The following is a 22,874-nucleotide window of genomic DNA, read 5'->3' as shown; positions in this document are numbered from 1 at the left end:
CATGCCAAGGATATTCGCGAATATGAAATCACTTCCAAGGGTGTGGTCATCCTCGGCGAACGCCTCACGAACTATCAACGTCTTATCACCGGAATTCCGGAGCGTTTAAGATCATCCAAAAATAAAGAAGAAAACTCGGGTCGCAAACGAGATATCAAACGCTAGGGAAAATTATGCGGCCGGGGGAAAAGCATGGAGTCCGATTCAAAACGGCACACTTTTCGGTTAAATTCATAGGACTGAGTAGAAGTCCGTCAGTCACGGGCAGTGGCAGCAGTTAAGAAGAACATGGCGACCCTCCTGCACGCGCGGCCGAAAAAATCCTGCATGAACATTCAAAGAGAAACTCCCGGCAACTTGCTTGAGTCAGGTGCGCAACATTCAGTTTGGCCACGCGAGAACCCTATATCGCGAACTGCGAAACCATGATCTCCTCTCCTGATCGCACGGCGATACCTTCTATTTCTTGACGACCGTCAGCGTCAGCGACGACGGGTACTCTTTCGAGTGATGAATAGCGGTGTGGGCGATGATGCCTTTGGTTTCGTCGTAGTTGTTGCCTCCGGTGTTCAGGTTGCGATCAAAGCGCGGGAAGTTACTACTTGAGACCTCAATGCGGATCTGGTGGCCAGCGGAAAAGTAGTTCGACGTATTCATCGGCTGCAGTGTGACCTTGTACACCTTGCCGTTCTCCATCCAGACGGGTGGCTTATCGTAGCCATCGCGATAACGCAGTCGCTGGATGGTTTCGTCGAGGTTGTAGGCAGGGCCGTTCGGAGCGACGTCGATCAGCTTCACTGTGACATCGGTGTCCTTCACGTCAGATGAGACATACAGTGTGACCTCGATAGGCCCGCTCACCTCGACGCCCTCCTTCAGTGGTTCAGACGAATAAACCAGAATGTCAGGGCGCTCCTCCATCTTGCGCTGGTCCATGGCACCGCCCGCCACGGCATTCCCGGTGCAGCAGACATTTCCGCCGTAGGACGGAACAGGATTCATGGGATCGTAAGTGAATTGGTCGGGCGCATCGGACGCAGGTGCTGCGGCAATCAGTGCGCCATCGCCATTGAGTGTGTTGGCCTTGCCGGCACTCGTGAGATAGAGCGTCATCGGCTGCGCCCCTGTCGGTGGCCACGTGTCCGACGACTGCCACTTATTCAGTCCCATCGTGTAGTAAAGGACCTTCGGCTGTTTATCCAATGCGGGACTCTGTTCACCCTTCAGGAAGCGATCGAAGAACGCGAAGCTCAGCTCATCATAGCCGGAGAGCGGATGCCCAGGGCCGGAGGGATCAACACCATTGAGACGTGCGTCACCCATGTCGCGCTCGCCGACCTTGGTGTCGGCGCTGGCGCGGCGGTAGGAGCAGTGCAACGTCGGCGCAATGACGGCCCACTGCTCGGTCGCTATGTCAGGGCTGGCGGTGCGACGGACGTAGTTGTAAGTCGCCAGATTCGGCCCAATCGAGACGTCGTACCAGGACATGAACCACAGGCCGGGCACGTTGATCTTCATGTTGTCATCGAACAGCCCACCCTTGTACCACGCGGGATCGTTGGGCGTGCGCTGAATCATGCGCCCGCCGGTTGGAACGGGTTCGGAGTCGGCAAAGATGCCATGCGGACCATCGACGGTCTTGATGATGTCCTGCTCGGGAAGGTGGCGAAGGGCCTGCGACCAATCGACAGGCGGTAGGTGCTGCGCGAGGTCGAAGGCCTTCGACTCGCGAATTAGATCCTGCTGCGAGGTGTTGGGACGAAACATCGGACGGATATCGTTCTGCTCGCCGTAGAGCCAGGCGATGAACAGCATCTGCACGGCGCCCCCGCGATACCAGTTGCCTTGCTCGTAATAAGGTTTAACGCGTCCCACGCCGGCGCCGAATCCCTGCGGATTGATGGCAGCCAAACCTGGCGGTGCGGTGGCGGCGACGCCCATCTGCCATTCCGCCGTGGAGGAGCAGCCCAAGAGCCCGACCTTGCCGTTCGACCACGGTTGCGAGGAGATCCACTTGATTGCGTCGTAGCCGTCGGTGCGCGGCGGCCCGAGAATGTCGTAGTCGCCCTCGGAGAAGAAGTGGCCGCGCTCATTCATTTCGACGAACGCATAACCGCGCTGGATCGCCGTCAATTCGGTGGTCATGTCGCGCGGAACGCCGTTCTGGATGTCCCAATAATTGAAGTTGTAAGGCGTCCGGACGAAGATCACCGGATACTTCTTCGCCGTGTCCTTCGGACGATAGATGTCGGCGGCCATGAGTTTGCCGTCACGCATGCGCACCATTACCTTGCGGTCGATGACGGCGGCGTCTTCGAGCTGCCTTTCGACATCCACGCGGTGCTTAGCCTGGTCTGGGGTAAGCGGGCGGCGCGGACCTTGCGCGCGAAGACCAGGAGCGACGACGAGCGCCGCAAGGAATAGGGCGATAGGACGAATAGACATCGAGTTCTCCAGAGGAAGAACGTTGTACACGGAGAAGTGCGGAAGAAGCAAGAAGGAAAGAACCACACCGGCCAAGCCGGTCGCATGGACTGCACGGACTGTAGCCGCATAAGCGCCCGGTCAGCTACGGTTCGGACTTTTCCGCAACAAAAACGTTACACAAACTTGACCGTCTTCCGCGGAACCGGCTCTCATTTTCCGAATCATCTGCTCTGACGAAGTATTCGCGATTGGAAATGGTGCGCTGTGCGGTTCTGTTTCCCTGGACGCCTCGAACTGGCGTCTCTCGAGCTCCGAACTTCCGTGAAAGGACTGCTGACCCCGTGAGAAACATTGCCCACTCGATCACAATTCTGATGCTCTCCGCAGTTTTCACTGGCTGTGGTGCCCTACAACTCTCCATCTTCAATGCCTCCCCCCGACTGCCGGTCCGCGTCTTGCTCTGGTGACAAACCTGTTTTCCAATAGCGTCTCAACCTATAGCGTCGATTCCCAAACCGGCCAACTGACTCCCAAAGACACCGTGCCGACCGGCGACACTAATTCCAGGATCATCGCGGTAACGCCCTCCGGGCGCTTTGCTTATGTGGCCAACATCGATTCCAATGACATCTCCGTGTTCGCCATCGACGCGAATACCGGCAGCCTGACCATGGTGGGTTCGCCTGTTCCCTCCGGCGACGGGCCACGCTTCATTGCTATCGGGCCAGAAGGGAATCGTCTCTACGTGGTGAACCAGGACGCCGATCACATTACGGCATTCTCGATCAACCCAAACACCGGCGCGTTAACCCCTCTTACCGGCAGTGTTCCAACCGACGATCTCCCGATCGCTCTCGCCTTCCATCCTTCCGGTCAATTCGCCTACGTGGTGAATGCCAGATCGAGCGACATAACCGTGTATCGAGTGGACAACACTGGAGCGTTGGGGTTGCTCGGCGCGGTTCCGGCTCCGACGAATCCGTCCTCCATCGCCATCGCCCCTTCGGGGAAAAGCGCCTATGTAACCACTCTCGGCGCCAACGGCGTGACAAGCTTTTCCATCGATGTGAACTCGGGAGCCCTGACCCCACTTCCTCGGGTAAACTCCGGCAGCGGTCCGATCTCCATGACCGTAGATCCTCGCGGCCGATTTGCCTACGTGACGAATCTCAACGACAACAACGTCTCAATCTATGCGATCGACGCGGTAAGCGGAGCTCTCGCGCCAGTTTCACTCGTTCCGGCCGGAAGCAATCCCGTTGCTATTGCTCTCGACGCTTCGGGCCGCTTCGCCTACGTTGCGAACCTCGGCTCGGACAACGTCACTCTTTTCTCCGTTGATTCAAACACCGGAGCTTTGACTCCAGTGGGTGCACCGACCAGTGCGGGAACAGGTCCAGGCTGGGTGATTCTCCTAAACTGAGCGCATCCGTAGGCCGAACGTTTTACTGACCGCACCCCAGGGGGCAGCGGCGGAAGATGACAACTCCCGGGGCGTAAGCCCCGGGAGGCTAGTGGACCGTAGTTCCCCGACCGGGCCGGCGATGCTTAACGACCGCCTGCCGGAAGATGCTCGGTCAAGTACCGCGCGAGCAGATGATAGAGGTGCACGGTCGTTCCTGGGCCTTCGAAGATGCCGTGGGTACGGTCGGGATAGGTCATGAAGTCGAACGGCTTCCCGAGTTCGATCAGCCGATTCACCAGCAACTCTGTTCCCTGGTAGTGCACGTTGTCGTCGCCGGAGCCATGAACGATCAGCAGATGGCCTTGGAGTCCTTCCGCAAAATTGATCGCCGACCCCTCCTTGTATCCCTTTACGTTGTCCTCTGGAAGGCCCATGTAACGCTCCTGGTAAATCGAGTCGTAAAGACGCTGGTCCGGCACCGGCGCAACCGCCATGCCAACTTTATAGAGATCCGGTGAGCGGAACATCAGGTTGAGAGTGTTTGTACCGCCGCCGCTCCAACCCCAGACAGCGACTCTATCCAGATCGACAAACGAATTCATCTTGCCCAGCGAGCGCAGCGCCTGTGCCTGCTGTTTCGACGACAGCACGCCGACATCGCCATAGATGACCTTGCGCCATGCACGGCCGCGAGGCGCGGGAGTGCCGGAGTTGTCGAAGCTGACCACGAGGTATCCGAGCGATCCGATGTAGCGGTGGAAGAGTGTACCGTTGCCGCCCCAGCGGTCTTCCGTGGTCTGGCCCGCCGGCTCGCCGTAGATGTTCACCAGCACCGGGTACTTCTTCGAAGGATCGAAGTTCGGCGGCTTGATCATCCAGCCGTCCACCATCACGCCATCGCCGGCATCGACTTTGAAGAACTCCGCCGGGGGATTGAGGAACTGCGCGATCTTCTTTTTGTATTCGGTGCTGTCGCTGCTCATGCGCACGAGCTTGTGATCGGGCAGCGACACCAGTTCGCGCAGGCCGGGATCGTCGAAGCTGGAGAAGCTTTGGAAGGCGTACTTTCCGTCGGGCGAGATGTTGTAGCTGTTGACGCCGACGAAGTTGGTGGGTGTGACGCGCACCGGATCGGCAGAGCCGTCGAGCGGCGAGCGATAGAGATAACGCTGGGTTGCATTATCGGGAGACGCAATGAAGTAGAGCCATCCGCCTTTTTCGTCGACCCCTTCAATTCCCGCCGTATCCATCGCGCCTCGGGTCACCAGCGTTTCGTGACCACTGCGATCAATCGCCCAAACGTGCATCCATCCGTCCTTTTCGCTGACCGCGAGGAACTGGTGCCCGTCATGAATCGGTTGAGCTTCCGGCAAGCCGCCAAAGCCGACACTGATGAAGGCATCGTCGTGATCGCGCCACATCTGGTGGACGGCGCCGGACGCGGCGTCAGCGAGAAGGTAATTGTCGGTGTTCTGCAGCCGATTGAGTTGCTGCATGAGAAGCGTCTTAGCGTCAGCCCACTGCATTCGCGCAATGTAATTCTGACGTGGATCGCCGGGGACTTGCATCCATTTCACGCCGCCTTTGCCGTCCGCCTTTACAACGCCGGCACGCACCGCGGAATTCGTGGTGCCTGCGAGCGGATAAGGAACCTGCATCTCTACCGGATAGGGGCCAGTCTGTGGGTACGGAATTTGGGTGACGATCTGGCGTTCCTTTCCGAGGTAGTACATGAGCGCAAAGTCGCCGACGCCATGCAGGTCAAACTGCCAGAACGCGATTCGTTTCCCATCCGGGCTCCAGCGGAAACAATCGTGCAGACCCAATTCTTCTTCGTTCACCCAGTCGGAGCCGCCATTGATGACCAGGTCGGAGCCGTCGTGGGTGATGCGCTTGATAGCGCCGCTGGCGAGGTCTTCGACGTAGATGTCGTTCTTATTGACGTAAGCGATCTTGGTGGCGTCGGGGTTAAATTTCGCGTACATCAAGCTGGCCTCAGGCGCATTACCGCCGAGTTTTTTGAGTTTGCCGGTGGTGCGGTCGAGGAACCAGTAGTCTCCGCGAGAATTGGTGCGCCAGACACGGCGAGTGTTCGTGAAGATGAGGACGCGCTGGTTATCCTTGGACCAGCTCAGGCCAGCGATCTGTAGCGGTTCCTTGGCTCCTTGCGGCGTGAGTTGCGTAGCCGTGATCAGCACCTCACGGTTCTTGCCGGTCGCGGTGTCGTACTTGACGACATCGCGGCCGTGGCCGCCGGTCGTGGGCTCCATCGCAATGTAGGATTGCCCCCCGTCGAACCAGCGCGGCGGCGGGGTGAAGCGCTGGCTGAATTCGCCCGTGAAGATGCGGGTGATCATGTCCTTCGGCGCTTCCGGCGCTGATGCGGGCTGCTGCGCAAAGGAGACGGCTGAGAATGCCACGATTAGTACAAACGCAAGACGACGAAGGGCGTGCCGGTTCATGAGTCCTCCGATTGATTTGGAAGGACCGATGGTACGAGAGCAGGTGGGGAGGATGCAATAATGAAGCGGTCACTCGGCAGGTGATACGATCCGCGAAGGCTGTCGCGAGAACAGCCCATCAGAAATCATTTCTGAAGTTCCGATTACTTTTCGGACACCGCAAGCGTAACAATCAGTCTTGTTGGCATGCGGCCCTGCCTGCTAGAGGGATTTGCTATCAATCTGAGGCGCTCGAAGATGGCTGCCGAAAACGCGGTTCGGCCCCTTGTTCCCGTCCGACTCTCACCACGGTCTCAGGATTAAGATCTAGTCGCCAGGTCACAGGTGAGGTTAGTTCCTGCTTGGCGTATCGACCCGTATGCGCCGCCCGCTCGTGCTGGTTTTTCTTCACCCGGAAACGCCATGCCCATAGACTCGCTGCGGTTACGATTGCGAGGCAGATGAACACGAACACTTTGCCGCCGTCCAGGTAGTCGATCGCTCCGCCATTCAGGTTCGGATCGGTGAAAATGCTATGGATGAATACCAGAGCTGCCGAGACATAAACGAGGTAGTGGAACAGCTTCCACCTCATGCGGCCAATCTGCTTGCGGTAATACGACGTGGCCAGCACGAGGATGAGGATGTAGGCCGCGACCGCACCGAGTGTGTTTTCGAATGGCTGGAGAGGCGAGTAAATAGGCGCGATGATGTCGACCGAGCGGAAGCGGTTGCGGCTTACAAACAGAAGAATGATGGGATGGATCACGACCGCCACGAGCAGAGCGTAGCCCGTCCAATTGTGCAGCGCGAAGATGTTGAATCGCCGATGCGGCCAGAATCGGACAGGACTATAGCGCACGGAAATCAGCAACCCGAGCAGCATGTTGGCAGTTGCCAAAAACACCGCGACCAACCCCACGTACGCACAGATGTCGACTAATGTGATCAGATCCCACCCTCACCCTATCTATTTACAAATACTAAATGGAGCCATGGAGAGTGTCGGAGGGTCTTAATGATTCTTTAGATTTTTCTGAACGGCCAATCTGTCACGTCTGGAAACGACGGTGGCGGCCTGCAGATGAACAGCCGGGCGATCATTGGCGTATGCTGTTGCGAGGAGTGAGCAATGCATGAGATTGATAGCTGGCCGCGTGGGCGGCACCGGCCCATGGTACAACCACCGAAGCGTTCAGCGCGACGTCGCCGCTGGTTCTGGTTCATTCTTGCCATCGCTTGCCTGGTCGCGTTAGGTGGCCGTAGCTGGCTCTCCTACTACGTCGATTCCCTCTGGTTCGGCTCACTCGGCTATGGCGCGGTGTTTTGGAAAACACTGCGGCTTGAGTGGATCGTATTCGCGGCATTCACCGCGGCGACGTTCGCCATTCTGTATGGAACCTTTTTGGCATTAAAGCCGGCGTACCTCCCGGAATCCGTGCAATGGCAAACCATTCTCATTGGCGATCAGCCCTTGAGATTGCCGATCATGCCGATTCTTCGCCGGATCGCATTCGGGTTGACCCTGGTAATCGCCGCGGGCACGGGAGCCGTGATGATGGTCCAGTGGCAGACGTTTGCCCTCTACTGGTATGCCACGCCCGTAGGTTCGCCAGACCCAATTTTCGGGAGATCTCTTGGCTTTTACCTGTTTACACTGCCCGCCTGGGAGCTTATTTCCGGCTGGCTGATCCTGTTGGCCGTGCTGGCTTGTGCTACGTCTGTATTCTTTGCCGTGGTTGGTCGCGGCGCCCGTGCGCTCGAGGGAGCGTACGGAGACACCGGGTCATCATGGCGCGGAGTCTCTCTGACTTTTGCATTCCTGCTTTTAGTCGTCGCGCTGAGAGTCTATCTTGGCCGGTTCGACGCGCTGTTCAACGACCACACCGTCTTCGGTGGTGTGAACTATACCGACGCGCATGTAATGCTTCCCGGCCTGCTGGTCGTCTGCGTAGCTCTCATCCTCGGCGCCGCGATCTCGGTTGCAAACGCGTTTTCCGCGAAACGCATACGTTGGCTTGGCGCGGCGATCGTTCCGGCCGTTTTTTGTTTCTTGGTTCTGCAAGTATGTGGTTGGTACGTCAGCAGTTTTGTCGTGAAGCCCAACGAACTCGTCCGAGAGCGGCCTTACATAATCAACAATATAAAGATGACACGGCTGGCCTACGATCTGGACCGTATATCGCGGCATGCCTTTCCTGCGGAGACGAGCGTCGGAGCCGCCGACCCGGCGAACAATCAGGCCACGCTCCAGAACATCCGACTTTGGGACTGGCGCGCTCTTCAGGACACGCTGAAGCAGATCCAGGAAATCCGCACGTATTACGACTTTCCCGATATCGATATCGACCGCTACGAAATTAACGGTCAATTGCGGCAAGTGATGCTCGGTACGCGCGAGATGAACCTTAACAAACTGCCGGAAAGCAGCCGTAACTGGATCAACGAGAAGCTCATCTACACCCACGGGTACGGCATCACCATGAATCCGGTAAACGGCTTCACGTCGGAGGGCCTGCCTCTCCTGTGGCTCAGTGACATGCCGGTCGTGAGCACGGTGCCGAACCTCAAGGTCACCCGCCCCGAAATCTATTTTGGGGAACTTACGAACAGCGATGTTTACGTCAACACGCGGCAAAAGGAATTCAATTATCCGCAAGGCCAGGCGAATAGCTTCACGTCTTACCAGGGGCAGGCCGGCATCAGGATCGGCGGCTTCTTTCGCCGTCTCCTGATAGCCGCGGGCCGCGACGACTTGGGAAAACTGCCATTCAGCGATGATGTGAACAGCGAGAGCCGTCTTCTAATGCGACGTAATGTGGTCGCGCGAGTTTCGGCCTTGGCTCCGTTCCTGACCCTCGACCCCGATCCCTACATGGTGGTCGGAGAAGATGGCCGACTGTACTGGATGATGGACGCCTTCACTACTTCGGATACATATCCGTATTCGACACATTACCCGTTGGGCGACGACCGCATTAACTACATCAGGAACAGCGTCAAGGTGGTCATCGACGCCTATGATGGGTCGACCACGTTCTATGTTTTTGACAGCAACGACCCGATCATCGCCGCGTATCGCCGTCTTTTTCCTACTTTGTTCAAGGATGCCTCCGCGATGCCAGCCGAGTTGCGCAACCATGTGCGTTACCCGGAGCTGCTGCTCGCAATGCAGGCGCAGGTCTACTGCCTTTACCACATGACGGAGCCGGAAGTGTTTTACAACCGCGAGGATCTTTGGAACGTCGCCAGCGAGGTGGCCAGCACAGAAAACGGTCAACAAGCGACGCAGACGATGGAACCGAACTTCATCCTGATGAAGCTCCCGGGCGATACCACGGCGGAATTTATGGAGATACTGCCGTTCACCCCTGCCAATCGGAACAACTTGATTGGCTGGATTGGCGGGCGAAGCGACGGCGCACAATATGGAAATGCCGTGGTCTACGACTTCCCCAAAACGAAGCTGATTGATGGGCCGCTGCAGATTGAAGCCCGCATTGATCAAAACGCTGAACTTTCTGGGCAATTGACCTTATGGAACCAGCAAGGATCGCACGTGCGACGCGGCTCCATGCTGGTCATTCCGATGGGCAAGGCAATCCTGTACGCCGAACCAATCTACCTGCAAGCCGAACGAAGCCCCATGCCGGAGTTGCGCCTGGTCGTGCTCGCCTTACAGGATCGGCTGGCGTACGGGCCTACGTTCGAATCGGCCATGTCTGCCCTGTTCGGAGCCGCCAATGCGACCCCAACGGCCACCCAGGCAGCAACCGCTGTCGGCACGCCGCAAGCGGCCGGACCTGACCGGAACGACCTCATCACCAAAGCCGCCAAAGATCTGTCTGATTATCAGCGGCTGACCTCCGAGGGCAAACTCGGCGAGGCGGGCCAGAAGCTGGACGACTTGAAGCGGACGCTCGAACAACTAACGGCGCCTCCAAAATAACTCGGCTGTCCGCCGTGCAACCGAAGCTCCAGAAATGCGCAGGGACATTGACGCAGATGGAAATGCCGTGTTCCGATGGGCTCTGTGAACCGAAGGCCGCCACTTCCAATCGACGAGATCATCCCGGAAGTCCTCGCGTCGTTGGCGCGAAATCCGAACCTTGTTATCGAGGCCGCGCCAGGCGCAGGCAAAACGACGCGTGTGCCTCCGGCGCTGCTTGGCGCTGTAGCAGGCGAAGTCATCGTCCTGGAGCCGAGGCGCATCGCTGCGCGGTTGGCGGCTCGGCGAGTCGCAAGCGAACTCGGGGAAAAGCTCGGAGAGACGGTCGGTTACCAGGTGCGGTTTGAAGGGCTCGCTGGCCCACAGACGCGGCTTCGTTTCGTCACCGAGGGCATTCTCACAAGGCGCTTGTTGTCGGATCCGAGTTTGAACGGCGTCAGCGTCGTGGTGCTGGATGAGTTTCATGAACGACATTTGGAAACGGACCTCGCGCTGGCGTTGCTCTCCCGCTTGCAACGGTCGCGCCCCGAACTGCGGATCGTGGTGATGTCCGCGACACTCGATGCGGCGCCAATCGAGGCCTATCTGAACTGTCCAACCTTGCAGGTGCAGGGACGGCAGTTTGATCTCAAAATCGAACACCAGCCTTACACGCCTGAGCCTCTTGAAGTGCAGGTCAGGAACGCCGTCGAAAAGCTTTGCCGCGAAGACGGTTCGGGAGACATTCTGACGTTTCTGCCGGGTGTCGCGGAGATTCGGCGTGCGATCCGCGAATGCGTATCGGTGACGCGGAAGTATGGCTTGCTCGCGCTTCCTCTGCATGGTGGGCTTTCGCCGGCCGAGCAGGACGCGGCTGTCTCGCCGTCATCGCAGCGAAAATTGATCCTGTCGACGAATGTGGCGGAGAGCTCGGTGACATTGGAGGGAATCACGGCGGTGATCGATAGTGGCCTGGCACGCATGGCGAGTTATTCGCCGTGGAGCGGCCTTCCGACGCTGACGGTTGCCCGGGTGAGTAAGGCTTCGGCTAAGCAGCGGGCAGGGCGCGCGGGACGAACGGGGCCGGGACGGGTTCTTCGGTTGTACAGCGAAGAGGACTTCTCGCGAAGGGTCGGTCATGACCAGCCCGAGATCGTGCGCGCGGACTTGTCGCAACTTTGCCTGGACCTGCGCGCCATGGGGATATCGGATATTTCGGAATTGTTTTGGCTGGATGCGCCGCCGGTTGCGTCGGTCACGGCGGCGGAGACGTTGCTGGATAGGTTGGGTGCGCGTGGTGCGATGGCGAATCGTCTCGCGCAATTTCCGCTTCCGCCGAGGCTCGCGAGGATTCTTGTGGAGTCACTGGATCGCGGCATTGGTGAAGATGGTTGCGTCGCGGCGGCCACACTGGGTTCGGGTGTACGATTCGCGAAAACCGATCTGCACGGGACCATGGAAGATCGACACGACCCTCGCACAAAGCAGCACATCGAGCAGTTGCGACGTATTGCGCGGCCGCCGAAGCAGAAGCGTCATAACGATGATGCGCTGCTCATCTCTGTGCTGACCGGATTTCCGGACCGTGTGGCGCGGCGGAGAGCTGGCAACCAGGTGCTGCTTTCGAATGGAAAGTCAGCAGAAGTTGCAGGCGAGCCGCCGGCGTATGAATTCATGGTGGCACTCGATGCCGAAGAGCGGAGTGATAAGACCCTGCCGTTGATCCGCATGACAGCCCGGATCGAACCGGAGTGGCTCGTCGACTTGTTCCCCGATTCCGTACGGGAACAATCAGGCGTCAACTGGAACCACAAAACGGAGCGAGTGGACGCCGTCAGCGAACTGCTGTACGACGAGTTAGTCATCGAGGAGTCGCGAGGGGCGACACCGGACCCAGACGCCGCCGCCGACTTGCTCGCACAAAAAGCGTTGGAAGCGGGCTTGGAGCGCTTCATCGATCTGGACGCTCTAGAGCAAGTCAGGGCACGAGCGATGTTTGCCGGACTGCAGCCGGCGGATGGCGCGGATGTCCTGCGGGAATTGTCTTCTGGGCTGAGAAGTTTTACGGAGCTGAGAAAAGCGGCGGAAGGATTCATTCCGTTGCTCGAACAAAAAGTGGGACGGCACAAGCTGGAGAAGCTGGCGCCTGCGACCGTGCGGTTACCAAATGGAAGGCAGACGAAGATCCACTATGAGCCGGGGAAGCCGCCGTGGGTCGCCTCTAGGCTGCAGGACTTTTTCGGAATGCGGGAGACGCCTCGGATAGGCCCGAACAGCACGCCGCTAACCGTACACTTGCTGGCGCCGAACCATCGCGCGGTGCAGACGACTACGGATCTGGCAGGGTTCTTCGAAAGACTCTACCCACAGGTGCGGCGTGAATTAATGCGGCGATATCCGAAGCACGCATGGCCGGAGCGGCCCTGACCACTGCGCGCCGCATACGCAGGTGCACGCCGACGGCGCCAATTCGCAAGCTCACCAGCCCATTTGTTGCATCCGGTTCAAGATGATCGCGCTATACCTGTTCATGCGCTCGGGCCGGCGCCGCAATGGTGCCGGTAGAACCGCGGCGAGTTGCGCAGCCTGTAGCCTGCCGATATTGCGGGCCGAGGTGCCGTAGTCGCGGCGACAAGCAGATTCCGCGCCGTAAACACCGGGTCCCCATTCGACCACGTTCAGATAGAGCTCGAGAATGCGCTGTTTACCGAGCACGATTTCGGCTACCGGTACCAGCGAGGCTTCGACCCCTTTGCGAGCAATAGAGCGACCGGTTCCGAAAAACAGGTTTTTGACAAGTTGCTGCGTAAGCGTGGAAGCTCCGCGTCGGCGATCGCGTTCCAGGTCATCTTCGGCAGCGATTTGCATCTGATGCCAATCGAACCCATGATGCTGGTAAAACCGCGCATCCTCGGCGGCGATTACTGCGTGCTGAAGGTCGGGAGAGATTCGGCTAAGGGGAACGAATTTGTAGCGCTTCTGATACGGTTTGCGATGAATCCAAGACTGCACTCGGCGTTGCGCTTGTACCATCGTTGTGGGGGGGGCGATCCATCGCAGGGCCACGAGGAGCAGAGCCAGGAAAGACCAGCAAAGCAGCGCGGTGACGATGAGCCATCGAACAGTGGTCCGGAAGCGGCTCCTCCGTCGCGCAATCTTCGCAGGTGAAGGTCGTGAGCCCACAGCTCAGGATAAAGGATTGCGGGGTGTATAGCAGAGTAGGTTTAAAGGAAACGGGGAGGGAATTCCCGCCCCTCAGTGCCAGCCTGGGAAGCGAATGTGATCGAACCGATATCCCAAGATCATTTTTGCCAGCAGGTGATCGGTACTTTTGGTAACTCCTACTCCGACGCCAAAATTAAATTCCCACTTCGGAGAGAGGTTTAAATCGATTGACGGAACGATCTGCTGCTGCTGGTCGGGAATGGCGTCGAAACTGGTAAGGGGACCGAGCGCTCCGTAATATTCCAACCCGCCGCTGACGGTCTTGTTGAAGTCGTAGCTCACCTTCAGGTTCGGCGAGAATCCCCAACCTTGGTTCTGGTTCGACCCCTTCAGCGATTTGTCCAGCGTCGGATTGAATGCGAGGTACCACCGGTTGATTTTCTTGTCGATGATTGGCCGCAGTTCCACAGTCCAGGTGTCTTCGGAGTACAGCGGCCGTTGATAGCCGATTTCCATCGAAAGGCTCAATCCGACCGGCCACTTCCAATCCTCGGGAACGGCTACGCGCGGCCGGATGTGATCCCCGACCCAATCCCATCCGTACCCATTCTTGGCCGACGTAAAGACGTAAAAGCCAGTCTCAAACCAGTTCGTAAATCCATGCGTGATCTCGAGCGTTTCGTGCAACTGGTGCCAGGTCGGAATCACGCCATCGATAGTCTGCTTGGTTCCCTGGAACGTGAAATTGCTGTGCAATTCCACCATCGTCGAAGATTTCGGAACGGTATCCGACCCGTATACCTGGATCTCGTAGTTGTCCTGCGCGAAGGCGCAGACGCCCGGCAACAAGACGAACAACACAACAAGAGAAATCAGCGATCCTCTCCCCACCCACTCACCTCACCCCGTACAGTGTACAAAACGAATGCAACCATCCCGCAAAATCCTCACTCTGAGCCGGGCTCGTTGTCGCGAGGGGTTTTAAGTGGTTGTCATTAGGCTGGCGCTAGGTAAATCTAGATTGCCGCCGCGAGAAAATCTGCGTCGGGCGCGGATTTTCCTGAAAGTGTGGTCGCTTTTTCTTGTAATGCAAAAGGGGCTTACTACAATTGCGCCCATTCCCGTTTCTGCACGTTTAAAAGGAGACTCAGCGTGAAAAGGTTCGTGGTAGCTGTAGTGTTTGTGCTTGTTCTTGCATCGAGCTTGGCGGCTCAGACTGCCAAGAATTATGTGATTATCGCGAAAGGCCAGGGAAAGGGCAGCACGGCCTTCGCGACCAAACTAGGTTCGGCACTGGTGGCGAACCTCGAAGACATGGGCCTGGTGCTCGCACGCTCCACCGACCCGAATTTTGCAGACTGGGTCCGCGCCCAGTCCGGCGTGCAGGACGTCGCCGAAGATCAGGTCGTGCAATGGATCTCGCCCAACGAGCAGAGCATCCCAGCCAATTCCGTGGAGGCTCCAGGCTCGGAAGCTGATTTTGTTTCGGGCAGCGGACGTTACTACAACCTGCAGTGGAACATTCGCAACATCCACGCAGATGCTACAGCAGAAGCTGGATACCTTGGCAAAGGTGCCGTGGTGGCGGTCGTCGACGCTGGCATTATCCCAACCCATCCCGAAATTGCTCCGAACGTGAACTTGGCTCTGAGCGCATCCTTTGTGCCCGGGGAAGACCTCTGGCCAATTCCCGGCACGTTCAATCACGGAACGCACGTCGCAGGAATCATCGCCGGCACGGGCTATCGAGTGCAGGGTGTTGCACCCGCGGCGACGATCGTTGCCGTGAAAGTACTGAGCAAAACCAATGGCAGCGGTGCTTTCAGTTGGATTATTGAGGGAATCAACTATGCTTCCGGTCCAACGGTTCAGGCCGACGTCATCAACATGAGCTTGGGCGCTACTTTCCCGCGAGTCAATGCCGGTGGTGGCGGACTTGGAACGCTCATCGCTGCTCTGAATCGCGCCCTCACGACGGCTACGCGTAGAGGGACCCTCGTTGTTATGTCGGCGGGGAACGAGGGCATGAATCTCAACGCCCCGGGATACAACCCAGACGTTTGTGGGTCCGATAAATCTTGCAGTGTCTGGACAATCCCGGCACAGCTGGGGAATGGAATCGCGGTCGCCGCGACTGGTCCCATTGGCTTCGCGACGAGCTGGTTTGATGGTGTGTACGACCGGCCTGCGTCCTATACGAATTACGGACAGTCTGTGATTAACCTGGCCGCTCCTGGTGGAGATAATGTGCTCTACGGCACAGCCGCAGGAAGCCAGGTCTGCTCGGTTCCATACGTAAACTATCCCGGGAACCTGAACCAATACTGCTGGGCGCTCGACATGGTCATATCTCCCGCGGGCTTTACAGGCACGTCAGCTCAGCCAACCGGCTACTCGTATTCCTGGGCCGATGGCACCTCGATGGCCGCACCTCATGTCAGCGGCGTAGCAGCCCTCATCGTCGGCGAGTACGGACACCACAAGTTAAGTCCCGCGCAGATTGAGAGCATTCTTGAAAACAGCGCCACCGACATCCTGAAACCCGGAGCGGATCCTTACTCCGGCAAGGGGAGAATCAACGCAGCCGCAGCCGTGGGCGTCTCTTACTAGGCCGCTTCAATAGCAGTAAGCCCGGCTTAACACTGAGCCGGGCTTCTTTATGTTCAAAGCTTGCTAGGCCGCCGCCGTCGCCCGCGCCAGCGGTAGTTTGATCGTCACCGCAAGTCCGCTCGGCGACGCGTTATGAGCCGAGATTGTGCCACCGTGGAGCGCCACCGCACGGGAGGCGATCGCGAGTCCCAGTCCGGAACCTCCCGTGGTCAGACTGCGCGCTGAATCCACCCGGAAGAACGGCTCGAAGAGACGGGCGACCATGTCTTCCGGCACGCCCTGGCCGTGATCGCGGATGGCTACTACGGCGTCGGTGCCCTCGCCGTGCAGGCCGATCTCGACCAGTTTGCCGGCGCCGCCGTGATAAATAGCGTTTCGCAGCACGTTTTCAATTGCGCTGTGCAGGATCTCCGGATTTCCGTTGACGGTGTACTGTGCGAGCGCAGTTGTCGAGAGGGTACAGCCAATCTTCTCGGCCTCGAGCTTTGCGTCCGCCACGACCAGTTCGACGATTTCGTTGAGGGAGACGGGCTCCATCGCAGGGGTCGCCTCGGTGCTCTCGAGGCGTGCCAGGGTGAGCAACTGCTCGATGAACGAGTTGATGCGAACGGTTTCCCGCTCGATCCGGTCAAGCTGTCCCTGCAACGACGCGTCTCCACGGCGCGCCAGTTCCAGTGCCATGCGAATCCTTTGCAGCGGTGATCGCAGGTCGTGGGAGATGTCGCGCAGCAATTGCTTCTGGCTTCCGACGAGACCTTCGATCTGTCCGGCCATGCGGTCGAAGTCGCGGCCGAGTTCTCCGATTTCATCAGGCCTTTTTACAACTTTACCGCCGACCCGAGCGCCGAGATTCCCGACTGCCAGTTCCTGGGCTGCACCTCGCAGTTGGACAATTGGGCGGGTAAGCGAGTGAGCGAGGAAAAAGCAGATCACACCGGAAACCAGGAAGCCGAGCGCGAGTTGCCGGAAGATTACATGCGGCGGCGGCCCTGCGCGTCGTGGGCGTAATTGGCCGGCGAAGATGTAGTTGCCGCGTTCGCCACTGATCGGAATCGTTACTACGGCGTTCGGCGGCGGCGGCCCCTCAATACCCTTCACAGCGTTGGCGACCCCGGCAGTGTATGGATTGCCGGAAAGCTCGTTGGCTTGCGAATCGAAAAGCCAGAAGCGTGCGCCGGTGACCTCGAACTGAGAATAGAGGAACCGGTTGAGCGCAGGCCCGCCGTTGGACTCGTACGCCTGCACAGCATCGGACGCGACGTCGGCAACGTGCGTACGCAGTTCGTCCACATTGCGAATCTGATCTTTACCAAAGCCGAAGTTCGCGATCAGAATCGCCAGCGCAAGCACGATCAGTTGTGCCAGCCAGAACCATAGGAAGAATTTCCAGAAGAGGCTGCGCATCAATCATGTTCTCCGTCACTGCGAATTCCGGCAAAGATGTATCCGGAACCGCGGATCGACTTGATGTGTTCGCTTGCCCCGCAGCTCGAGAGCTTCTTGCGCAGTCGGCTGAGGTGAACGTCTATGCTGCGGTCGAGCATTCCAAGCTTGCGACCCAGCGCGGCTTCCGCGAGTTCCTCGCGCGGCACGATCTTGCCGACGTTCTTCATCAGGTGTTCCAGGATGTTGAACTCGAACGCGGTGGCATCCACCGCTTCGTTGTTGCAAAGGATCTCGCGGCGTCGCGATGATAAGGAAACCTCCCCGATGCGAATCCAATCGTCCTTCTGCTCGGCGGAACCGTCACGTTCGGTCCTTCGCAGTATGGCGCGAATGCGTGCTGCCAGTTCGCGCGGGTCAGCCGGCTTGGGCAAGTAATCGTCGGCCCCGATCTCAAGGCCAACAATCCGGTCCACCGCTTCTCCTCGTCCGGTGAGCAGCAGAACCGGGACTTTCGACTCTTTGCGCAATGTTCGCAGGAGGTCGAAGCCGGAGCCTCCGGGTAGCATGACGTCGAGTACGATCAGCGCGACACGCTGCTCCCGCGCGGCTTTCAGGCCGGAGTCGTAGTTGTGGGCTGAAGCGACGGCGAAGCCTTCCGGTTCGAGATACTCGCGCATCATCTGCACGAACTCGATATCGTCATCGATCATCAGGATTTTGATCATCGGAGAAAGGTGCAGGGAACCAGGTCCAAGGTATAGGAAACGAATTAAACCCACGGACGTGCTTGCGCTTCAGACCTTGTACCTTGGCGCCCTGGTTCAGTGTCCTTGCTAATCCTAACCCATGGACCTGCAATCAGTTCCAGCCTTTACAAATCGTAACGTAGCGATACCAGACTTAACCGCCACAGGACTCCCGGCCGGGTCTAATGAAGTGGAGCGGGAGAAATACCATGATGAAACTCATATCGAAGCGCTGGTTCTGGTTGCTGGGTGTGGTGCTAGGCGTAGCGGTTCTGGCCGCCTTCGTGGTCACGAGACCCAAGCCGGCGCAGTACACCACCGTCAAGGCCTTTCAGGGCAATTTAAGCGACGAGGTACAGGCGACGGGAACTATCAACGCCGTCACTACCGTGCAGGTTGGCTCACAGGTGTCAGGCACGATCTCCGCGATCGGCGCCGATTTCAATGACAAGGTAAAGAAGGGCCAAGTCATCGCCAAGATCGATCCCTCGATTTTCGAAGGGCAGTTGGTGCAGGCGCAGGCTGACCTGGCGAATGCAGTTGCGAACGTCAGCGCCGCCAAAGCCAATGTCGCTAAAGCACAAGCCGCCGCCGTGCAGAGCGCGCAGGATTATCAACGAAACGTCGGGCTCGCGAATGCCGGCGTAGTTGCGCAGCAGCAACTCGATGCTGCCAAGGCGACCAACGATTCCAATATCGCTGCTGTCGATGCCGCCAAGGCTGCCCTTGAGCAGGCACTAGCGCAACAGAGGCAGAAAGCTGCGGCCGTAACGGTCGCGCAGACGAACGTAAACAACTGCATCATTCGCGCCCCCATCGACGGAACCGTGATTGCGCGTAGCGTCGACGTCGGACAGACGGTTGCCGCATCCTTGCAGGCCCCTACGCTGTTCACCATCGCGCAGGACCTGACCAAGATGCAGGTGTACACCAACACCGACGAATCCGACGTGGGTATGATCAAACCGGGCCAGAAGGTCCAGTTCCGTGTGGACGCGTTCCCGAAGCAGACCTTTACGGGTGTCGTGGCAGAAGTTCGCATGAACGCCACTACAGTGCAGAACGTGGTCACCTACAACACGGTCGTGAACTTCGATAACCCTGAGATGAAATTGTTCCCAGGTATGACCGCCTACGTGACGATCCCTGTGGCTACAGCGAACAACGTACTGGAAGCTCCAGATGCCGCGCTTCGGTATAAGCCGGACATGAGCTCGACGGAAATCCGGGCGGCATTCCAGAAGATCGGCGCAACGGGACGCGGTAAAGGCTCGCAGCAGTCGAACGGGAATTCAAGCGTCGCGACGCTGTGGAAGCTTGGCCAAAACAACTTGCTGGAGCCGGTGGTTGTGAAGACCGGAATCACCGATCACACCAATACTGAGATCGCGCAAGTGCTGAAAGGCAGCTTGCAGCCGGGCGACCAACTTGTGACCGGGAAGCTCACCTCAGGCAGCAGCTTCAAGAGTTCGAGCAGTCCATTAGCTCCGGCCGGACGCAGGCCGCCGGGACGGTAAGCGGATGAGCACGAGGTAGTTTCAGTAGCCCCGGCCGCCTCGGCCGGGAGCGCTGGGGGAGCAGGGAATGCGGGAGGCAGTTATGGAAGCGACTCTGGAACACGAAGCAATGACGACGAAACAAAACGGCCAGGCGGTGATTCGAGTGGAGGACGTACAGCGCATCTACGACCTGGGCGAGACCAAGGTAGCGGCCCTGCGCGGAGTGAGCATGGAAATCAGGCGCGGCGAGTTCGTGGCGATCATGGGCGCCAGCGGTAGCGGAAAGTCGACGTTCATGAACATGCTCGGCTGCCTCGACCGCCCGACTTCTGGGCGCTACCTCCTCGAAGGCACGGACGTCGCGCAGATGACCAAGAGCGAGTTGGCGAAGATTCGCAACCGCCGCATCGGTTTCGTCTTCCAGGGTTTCAATCTGCTCTCGCGTACTACGGCGCTGGAGAACGTCGAGTTGCCAACGCTCTATGCGCGGATCGGCAAGGAAGAGCGCTTCCAGCGCGCGGTGAACGCGCTAAACATGGTCGGGCTCGGGGATCGCTCGGAACACTATCCCTCGCAGCTCTCCGGCGGACAGCAGCAGCGCGTGGCGATCGCGAGGGCACTGGTCAACCAGCCCTCGATCCTGCTCGCCGACGAGCCGACCGGCAACCTGGACAGCCGCACCTCGGTTGAGATCATGGACATCTTCCAGCGGCTGAACGATTCCGGGCTGACTATCGTGCTGGTGACCCACGAGCCGGACATCGCACAGTTCGCGAAACGAAACATTGTTTTCCGCGATGGACAGATCCAGAAGGACTTCCTCGTGGACAGCCGCAACCGGGCGGCCGAGATCCTGCAGCAGTTGCCCGCGGTAGCGTAAGGGGGAGTTATGGATTTCCTGTCGATATTACGAGTTGCGATTCGTGCGTTGTCGCGCAACAAGCTGCGTTCAAGTTTGACGATGCTGGGCATCATCATTGGAGTGGCGGCGGTCATCGCCATGGTAGGCATCGGCCGTGGCGCGTCGGAGGTGACGCAGCAACAGATCGCCGCCATGGGCTCCAACCTGCTCGCCGTCAATAGCGGCGGCGTCAACCGCGGTGGAATGCATACCGGCGCCGGACAGACGAAGACTCTCGTCACCGCCGACATGCAGGCGATTCTTCGCGAGGTCCCGGGTGTAGCCGCTGCGGCTCCGGTGAATGGAACCAGTGCCCAGGTGGTTTTTGAAGACAACAACTGGGCGACCCAGGTGACGGGTACCGAGCCGCAGTATTTCGACATTCGCAACTGGCCCATGGCTGAAGGCTCGAGCTTCCAAAACGGTGACGTCGAGAGCGCCAGCAACGTCGTAGTGATCGGCCAGACAGTGAAGAGGAACCTTTTCCCGGACGGACAGAACCCGATCGGGCAAACGATGCGCATCTCCAACCTGCCGTTCACGGTAGTCGGAGTTCTCGACGCCAAGGGATCGTCCGGAATGGGCGGCGACCAGGACGATGCAGTTTTCGTCCCAATCACAACCTTGCAGAAGAAGATTACGGGCCAGGATTGGCTGCGGTCGATCATGGTCTCTGCCACCTCGCAGGACATGAGCAACGTGGTGCAGGACCAGATCACGGCGCTGCTGCGGGACCGGCACCGCATTCACTCGGGGGAAGAGAATGATTTCAACGTCCGCAACCTGGCTGATCTCGCCAGCTTTGCCGACCAGCAGTCGAGCTTGATGACGCTGCTGCTGGCCTCGATCGCGGGTGTCTCGCTGATCGTAGGCGGCATCGGCATCATGAACATCATGCTGGTTTCCGTCACTGAGCGTACGCGTGAAATCGGCATACGCATGGCCATCGGCGCCGAAGAGAAGGATGTCCAGAAACAATTCCTCATCGAGGCAGTCGTGCTTAGCCTTCTCGGCGGCGTGGTGGGCGTGTTCTCCGGAATCGGAATGGCGCTGCTGATCACGCATACACTGAAGTGGCCGGTCAGCATTTCGGGCGTGGCGATCGCCGGCGCAATGCTGTTCTCAACGCTGGTAGGAATCTTCTTCGGATACTATCCGGCAAAGCGCGCTGCCCGACTCGACCCGATCGAGGCCTTGCGCTTCGAATAAGCTCCCGTGCAAAAGAAACCCCATCGCGGTCTCCCGAGACGCGGTGGGGTTTTTCTTTGAGGGAGATCCGAAAAGATCATCTTCGGCGAGCCGCACCATCGTTACGGGGCAGTCCGTTCGACGACGCACGACTGCGTTGACGGATACGGCAGCCGCATTCCGTTCGGCAGTTCCAGTTCAGTCGGTAAGAGGAATGCGCCCTTTCCCTGGTCGTAGGCAAACAGAACGAATAGAGCCTTAGCCCCGGAACCTGGCAGCAGTCCATAAAGATAGCCTTCGCCGCTACAGTCCGGATTCATGGCCAGGAGGCCATGCACCGGGCTTTCTGTGGCATGGTTCTCGACGCGGTTGAAGAGCATGCCGCTCAGTAGACCCTCGGGTAGCGATTTCAGATCGAGCATGGACGCGATGCTCATTGTTGTTCCATCCGAGTTGTAGAGGAGGCCAGGGCACGTGGCCACATATGACCCCTTCATGGTGTTTGTTCCGCAGCGTGGTGCGGCATCCAGCGCCCGGGTTATCCGCTTGCCGACTGCGATCGAGGTGGTGACTGGGTAGCCGTCTGTCGCATGTACACCTCGGATCTCATTCCCGTTGTCCAACACGACGAATTTATCAACTGTCGCCGGGCCCCCGACAAGATCGGGTGGTAACGCGAGGGTCGCAATACAGCCTAGCGCTTGTCCGTCGATACCATGCTCAATTTCAACCGAGGTTACTTGAGCCGGAAGGGTCGTTATCGATGGGTCGGTGTGGAACTTTCCCATGTGCAACCAAACCCGAGCGGTGATACTCGAATCGGGGTTGACGGTCAAAATCCCCAGTTCGCTGCCAGAAAGGTACGCTCCGGGCGCATGCAGCGGCAGCACTCCGGCAGCGGGGTTCGCTACGACATCGATGGCGTACGGTGGGCCGCCAATGAAGCTCTGGCCAGTGTAGCGGAAAACATAGGTTCCGGTAATCGTCTGGATCGAGCATTCTTGTGATATGACCGGAAGGGCGACTACCAGCATGATTACTGCGGTCGCAATCAGTGTGCCTGTCTTCGTTTTCATGACCGCCTCCATGACGGAATTGTTTTGCGGCGATGCACTTGGAGCGCACGCCGCAGGTACAGCAACATTCTTAGACCATGCGTTGAGATAAATCCTGACTCT

The 22,874-nt window shown here is 58.5% G+C and carries 15 protein-coding genes; 7 read left to right on the top strand and 8 right to left on the bottom strand.

Annotation, left to right across the window (positions count from 1 at the left end):
• Window positions 1-459: 459 nt before the first annotated feature.
• Window positions 460-2,445, bottom strand: coding sequence for a CocE/NonD family hydrolase (locus tag ROO76_17135; GenBank protein MDT8069889.1), 1,986 nt, complete (start codon window positions 2,443-2,445; stop codon window positions 460-462).
• A 445-nt stretch (window positions 2,446-2,890) separates the two neighbouring features.
• Here ROO76_17135 and ROO76_17130 point away from each other — a divergent pair, with 445 nt between their 5' ends.
• The gene (locus ROO76_17130) at window positions 2,891-3,850 is read left to right on the top strand and encodes a beta-propeller fold lactonase family protein (protein MDT8069888.1); all 960 of its coding nucleotides are present in this window, start codon (window positions 2,891-2,893) and stop codon (window positions 3,848-3,850) included.
• Window positions 3,851-3,975: 125 nt separating this feature from the next.
• Here the strand turns inward: ROO76_17130 and ROO76_17125 are convergent, their stop codons facing one another.
• Together ROO76_17125 and ROO76_17120 are read right to left on the bottom strand one after the other, a co-directional pair.
• Window positions 3,976-6,294, bottom strand: a complete 2,319-nt coding sequence (locus ROO76_17125) for a DPP IV N-terminal domain-containing protein (protein ID MDT8069887.1) — start codon at window positions 6,292-6,294, stop codon at window positions 3,976-3,978.
• A gap of 217 nt (window positions 6,295-6,511) precedes the next feature.
• Window positions 6,512-7,180, bottom strand: coding sequence for a ferric reductase-like transmembrane domain-containing protein (locus tag ROO76_17120; GenBank protein MDT8069886.1), 669 nt, complete (start codon window positions 7,178-7,180; stop codon window positions 6,512-6,514).
• Between the two features lie 225 nt (window positions 7,181-7,405).
• Between ROO76_17120 and ROO76_17115 the strand changes: the two genes are divergently transcribed.
• Entirely contained in the window at window positions 7,406-10,222 is a 2,817-nt protein-coding gene (locus tag ROO76_17115) for a UPF0182 family protein (protein MDT8069885.1), read from the top strand.
• Between the two features lie 75 nt (window positions 10,223-10,297).
• On the top strand, window positions 10,298-12,628 hold the full coding sequence (gene hrpB / locus ROO76_17110) for an ATP-dependent helicase HrpB (protein ID MDT8069884.1): 2,331 nt from the start codon (window positions 10,298-10,300) through the stop codon (window positions 12,626-12,628).
• Window positions 12,629-12,679: 51 nt separating this feature from the next.
• Here hrpB and mtgA read toward each other — a convergent pair whose 3' ends face one another.
• A complete protein-coding gene (gene mtgA, locus ROO76_17105) occupies window positions 12,680-13,384 on the bottom strand; it encodes a monofunctional biosynthetic peptidoglycan transglycosylase (GenBank protein ID MDT8069883.1) in 705 nt (234 codons plus the stop codon).
• Between the two features lie 72 nt (window positions 13,385-13,456).
• A complete protein-coding gene (locus ROO76_17100; protein ID MDT8069882.1) occupies window positions 13,457-14,257 on the bottom strand; it encodes a hypothetical protein in 801 nt (266 codons plus the stop codon).
• A 261-nt stretch (window positions 14,258-14,518) separates the two neighbouring features.
• Between ROO76_17100 and ROO76_17095 the strand changes: the two genes are divergently transcribed.
• Window positions 14,519-15,976: a S8 family serine peptidase gene (locus ROO76_17095; protein MDT8069881.1), complete on the top strand. Its 1,458-nt coding sequence runs from the start codon at window positions 14,519-14,521 to the stop codon at window positions 15,974-15,976.
• 63 nt (window positions 15,977-16,039) lie between these two features.
• Here ROO76_17095 and ROO76_17090 read toward each other — a convergent pair whose 3' ends face one another.
• On the bottom strand, window positions 16,040-17,380 hold the full coding sequence (locus tag ROO76_17090; protein ID MDT8069880.1) for an ATP-binding protein: 1,341 nt from the start codon (window positions 17,378-17,380) through the stop codon (window positions 16,040-16,042).
• Window positions 17,380-18,087, bottom strand: a complete 708-nt coding sequence (locus tag ROO76_17085) for a response regulator transcription factor (GenBank protein MDT8069879.1) — start codon at window positions 18,085-18,087, stop codon at window positions 17,380-17,382. The genes ROO76_17090 and ROO76_17085 overlap by 1 nt, the downstream gene beginning before the upstream one ends.
• A 230-nt stretch (window positions 18,088-18,317) precedes the next feature.
• Here ROO76_17085 and ROO76_17080 point away from each other — a divergent pair, with 230 nt between their 5' ends.
• The 3 genes from ROO76_17080 to ROO76_17070 all read left to right on the top strand — a co-directional run bounded on the left by ROO76_17080 (window position 18,318) and on the right by ROO76_17070 (window position 21,717).
• Complete coding sequence (locus ROO76_17080) at window positions 18,318-19,625, top strand: efflux RND transporter periplasmic adaptor subunit (GenBank protein ID MDT8069878.1); 1,308 nt, start codon at window positions 18,318-18,320, stop codon at window positions 19,623-19,625.
• A gap of 82 nt (window positions 19,626-19,707) precedes the next feature.
• Window positions 19,708-20,487: an ABC transporter ATP-binding protein gene (locus ROO76_17075; protein ID MDT8069877.1), complete on the top strand. Its 780-nt coding sequence runs from the start codon at window positions 19,708-19,710 to the stop codon at window positions 20,485-20,487.
• Between the two features lie 9 nt (window positions 20,488-20,496).
• A complete protein-coding gene (locus tag ROO76_17070) occupies window positions 20,497-21,717 on the top strand; it encodes an ABC transporter permease (GenBank protein ID MDT8069876.1) in 1,221 nt (406 codons plus the stop codon).
• Window positions 21,718-21,818: 101 nt separating this feature from the next.
• On the opposite strand, the gene ROO76_17065 is transcribed toward ROO76_17070, so the two are convergent.
• On the bottom strand, window positions 21,819-22,772 hold the full coding sequence (locus ROO76_17065; GenBank protein MDT8069875.1) for a hypothetical protein: 954 nt from the start codon (window positions 22,770-22,772) through the stop codon (window positions 21,819-21,821).
• Window positions 22,773-22,874 lie beyond the last annotated feature (102 nt).

Source organism: Terriglobia bacterium (assembly GCA_032252755.1).
Lineage (GTDB): Bacteria > Acidobacteriota > Terriglobia > Terriglobales > Acidobacteriaceae > JAVUPY01.
The sequence above is the reverse complement of the archived record's forward strand: the minus strand, read 5'-3'. Positions and strand labels throughout refer to the sequence as shown.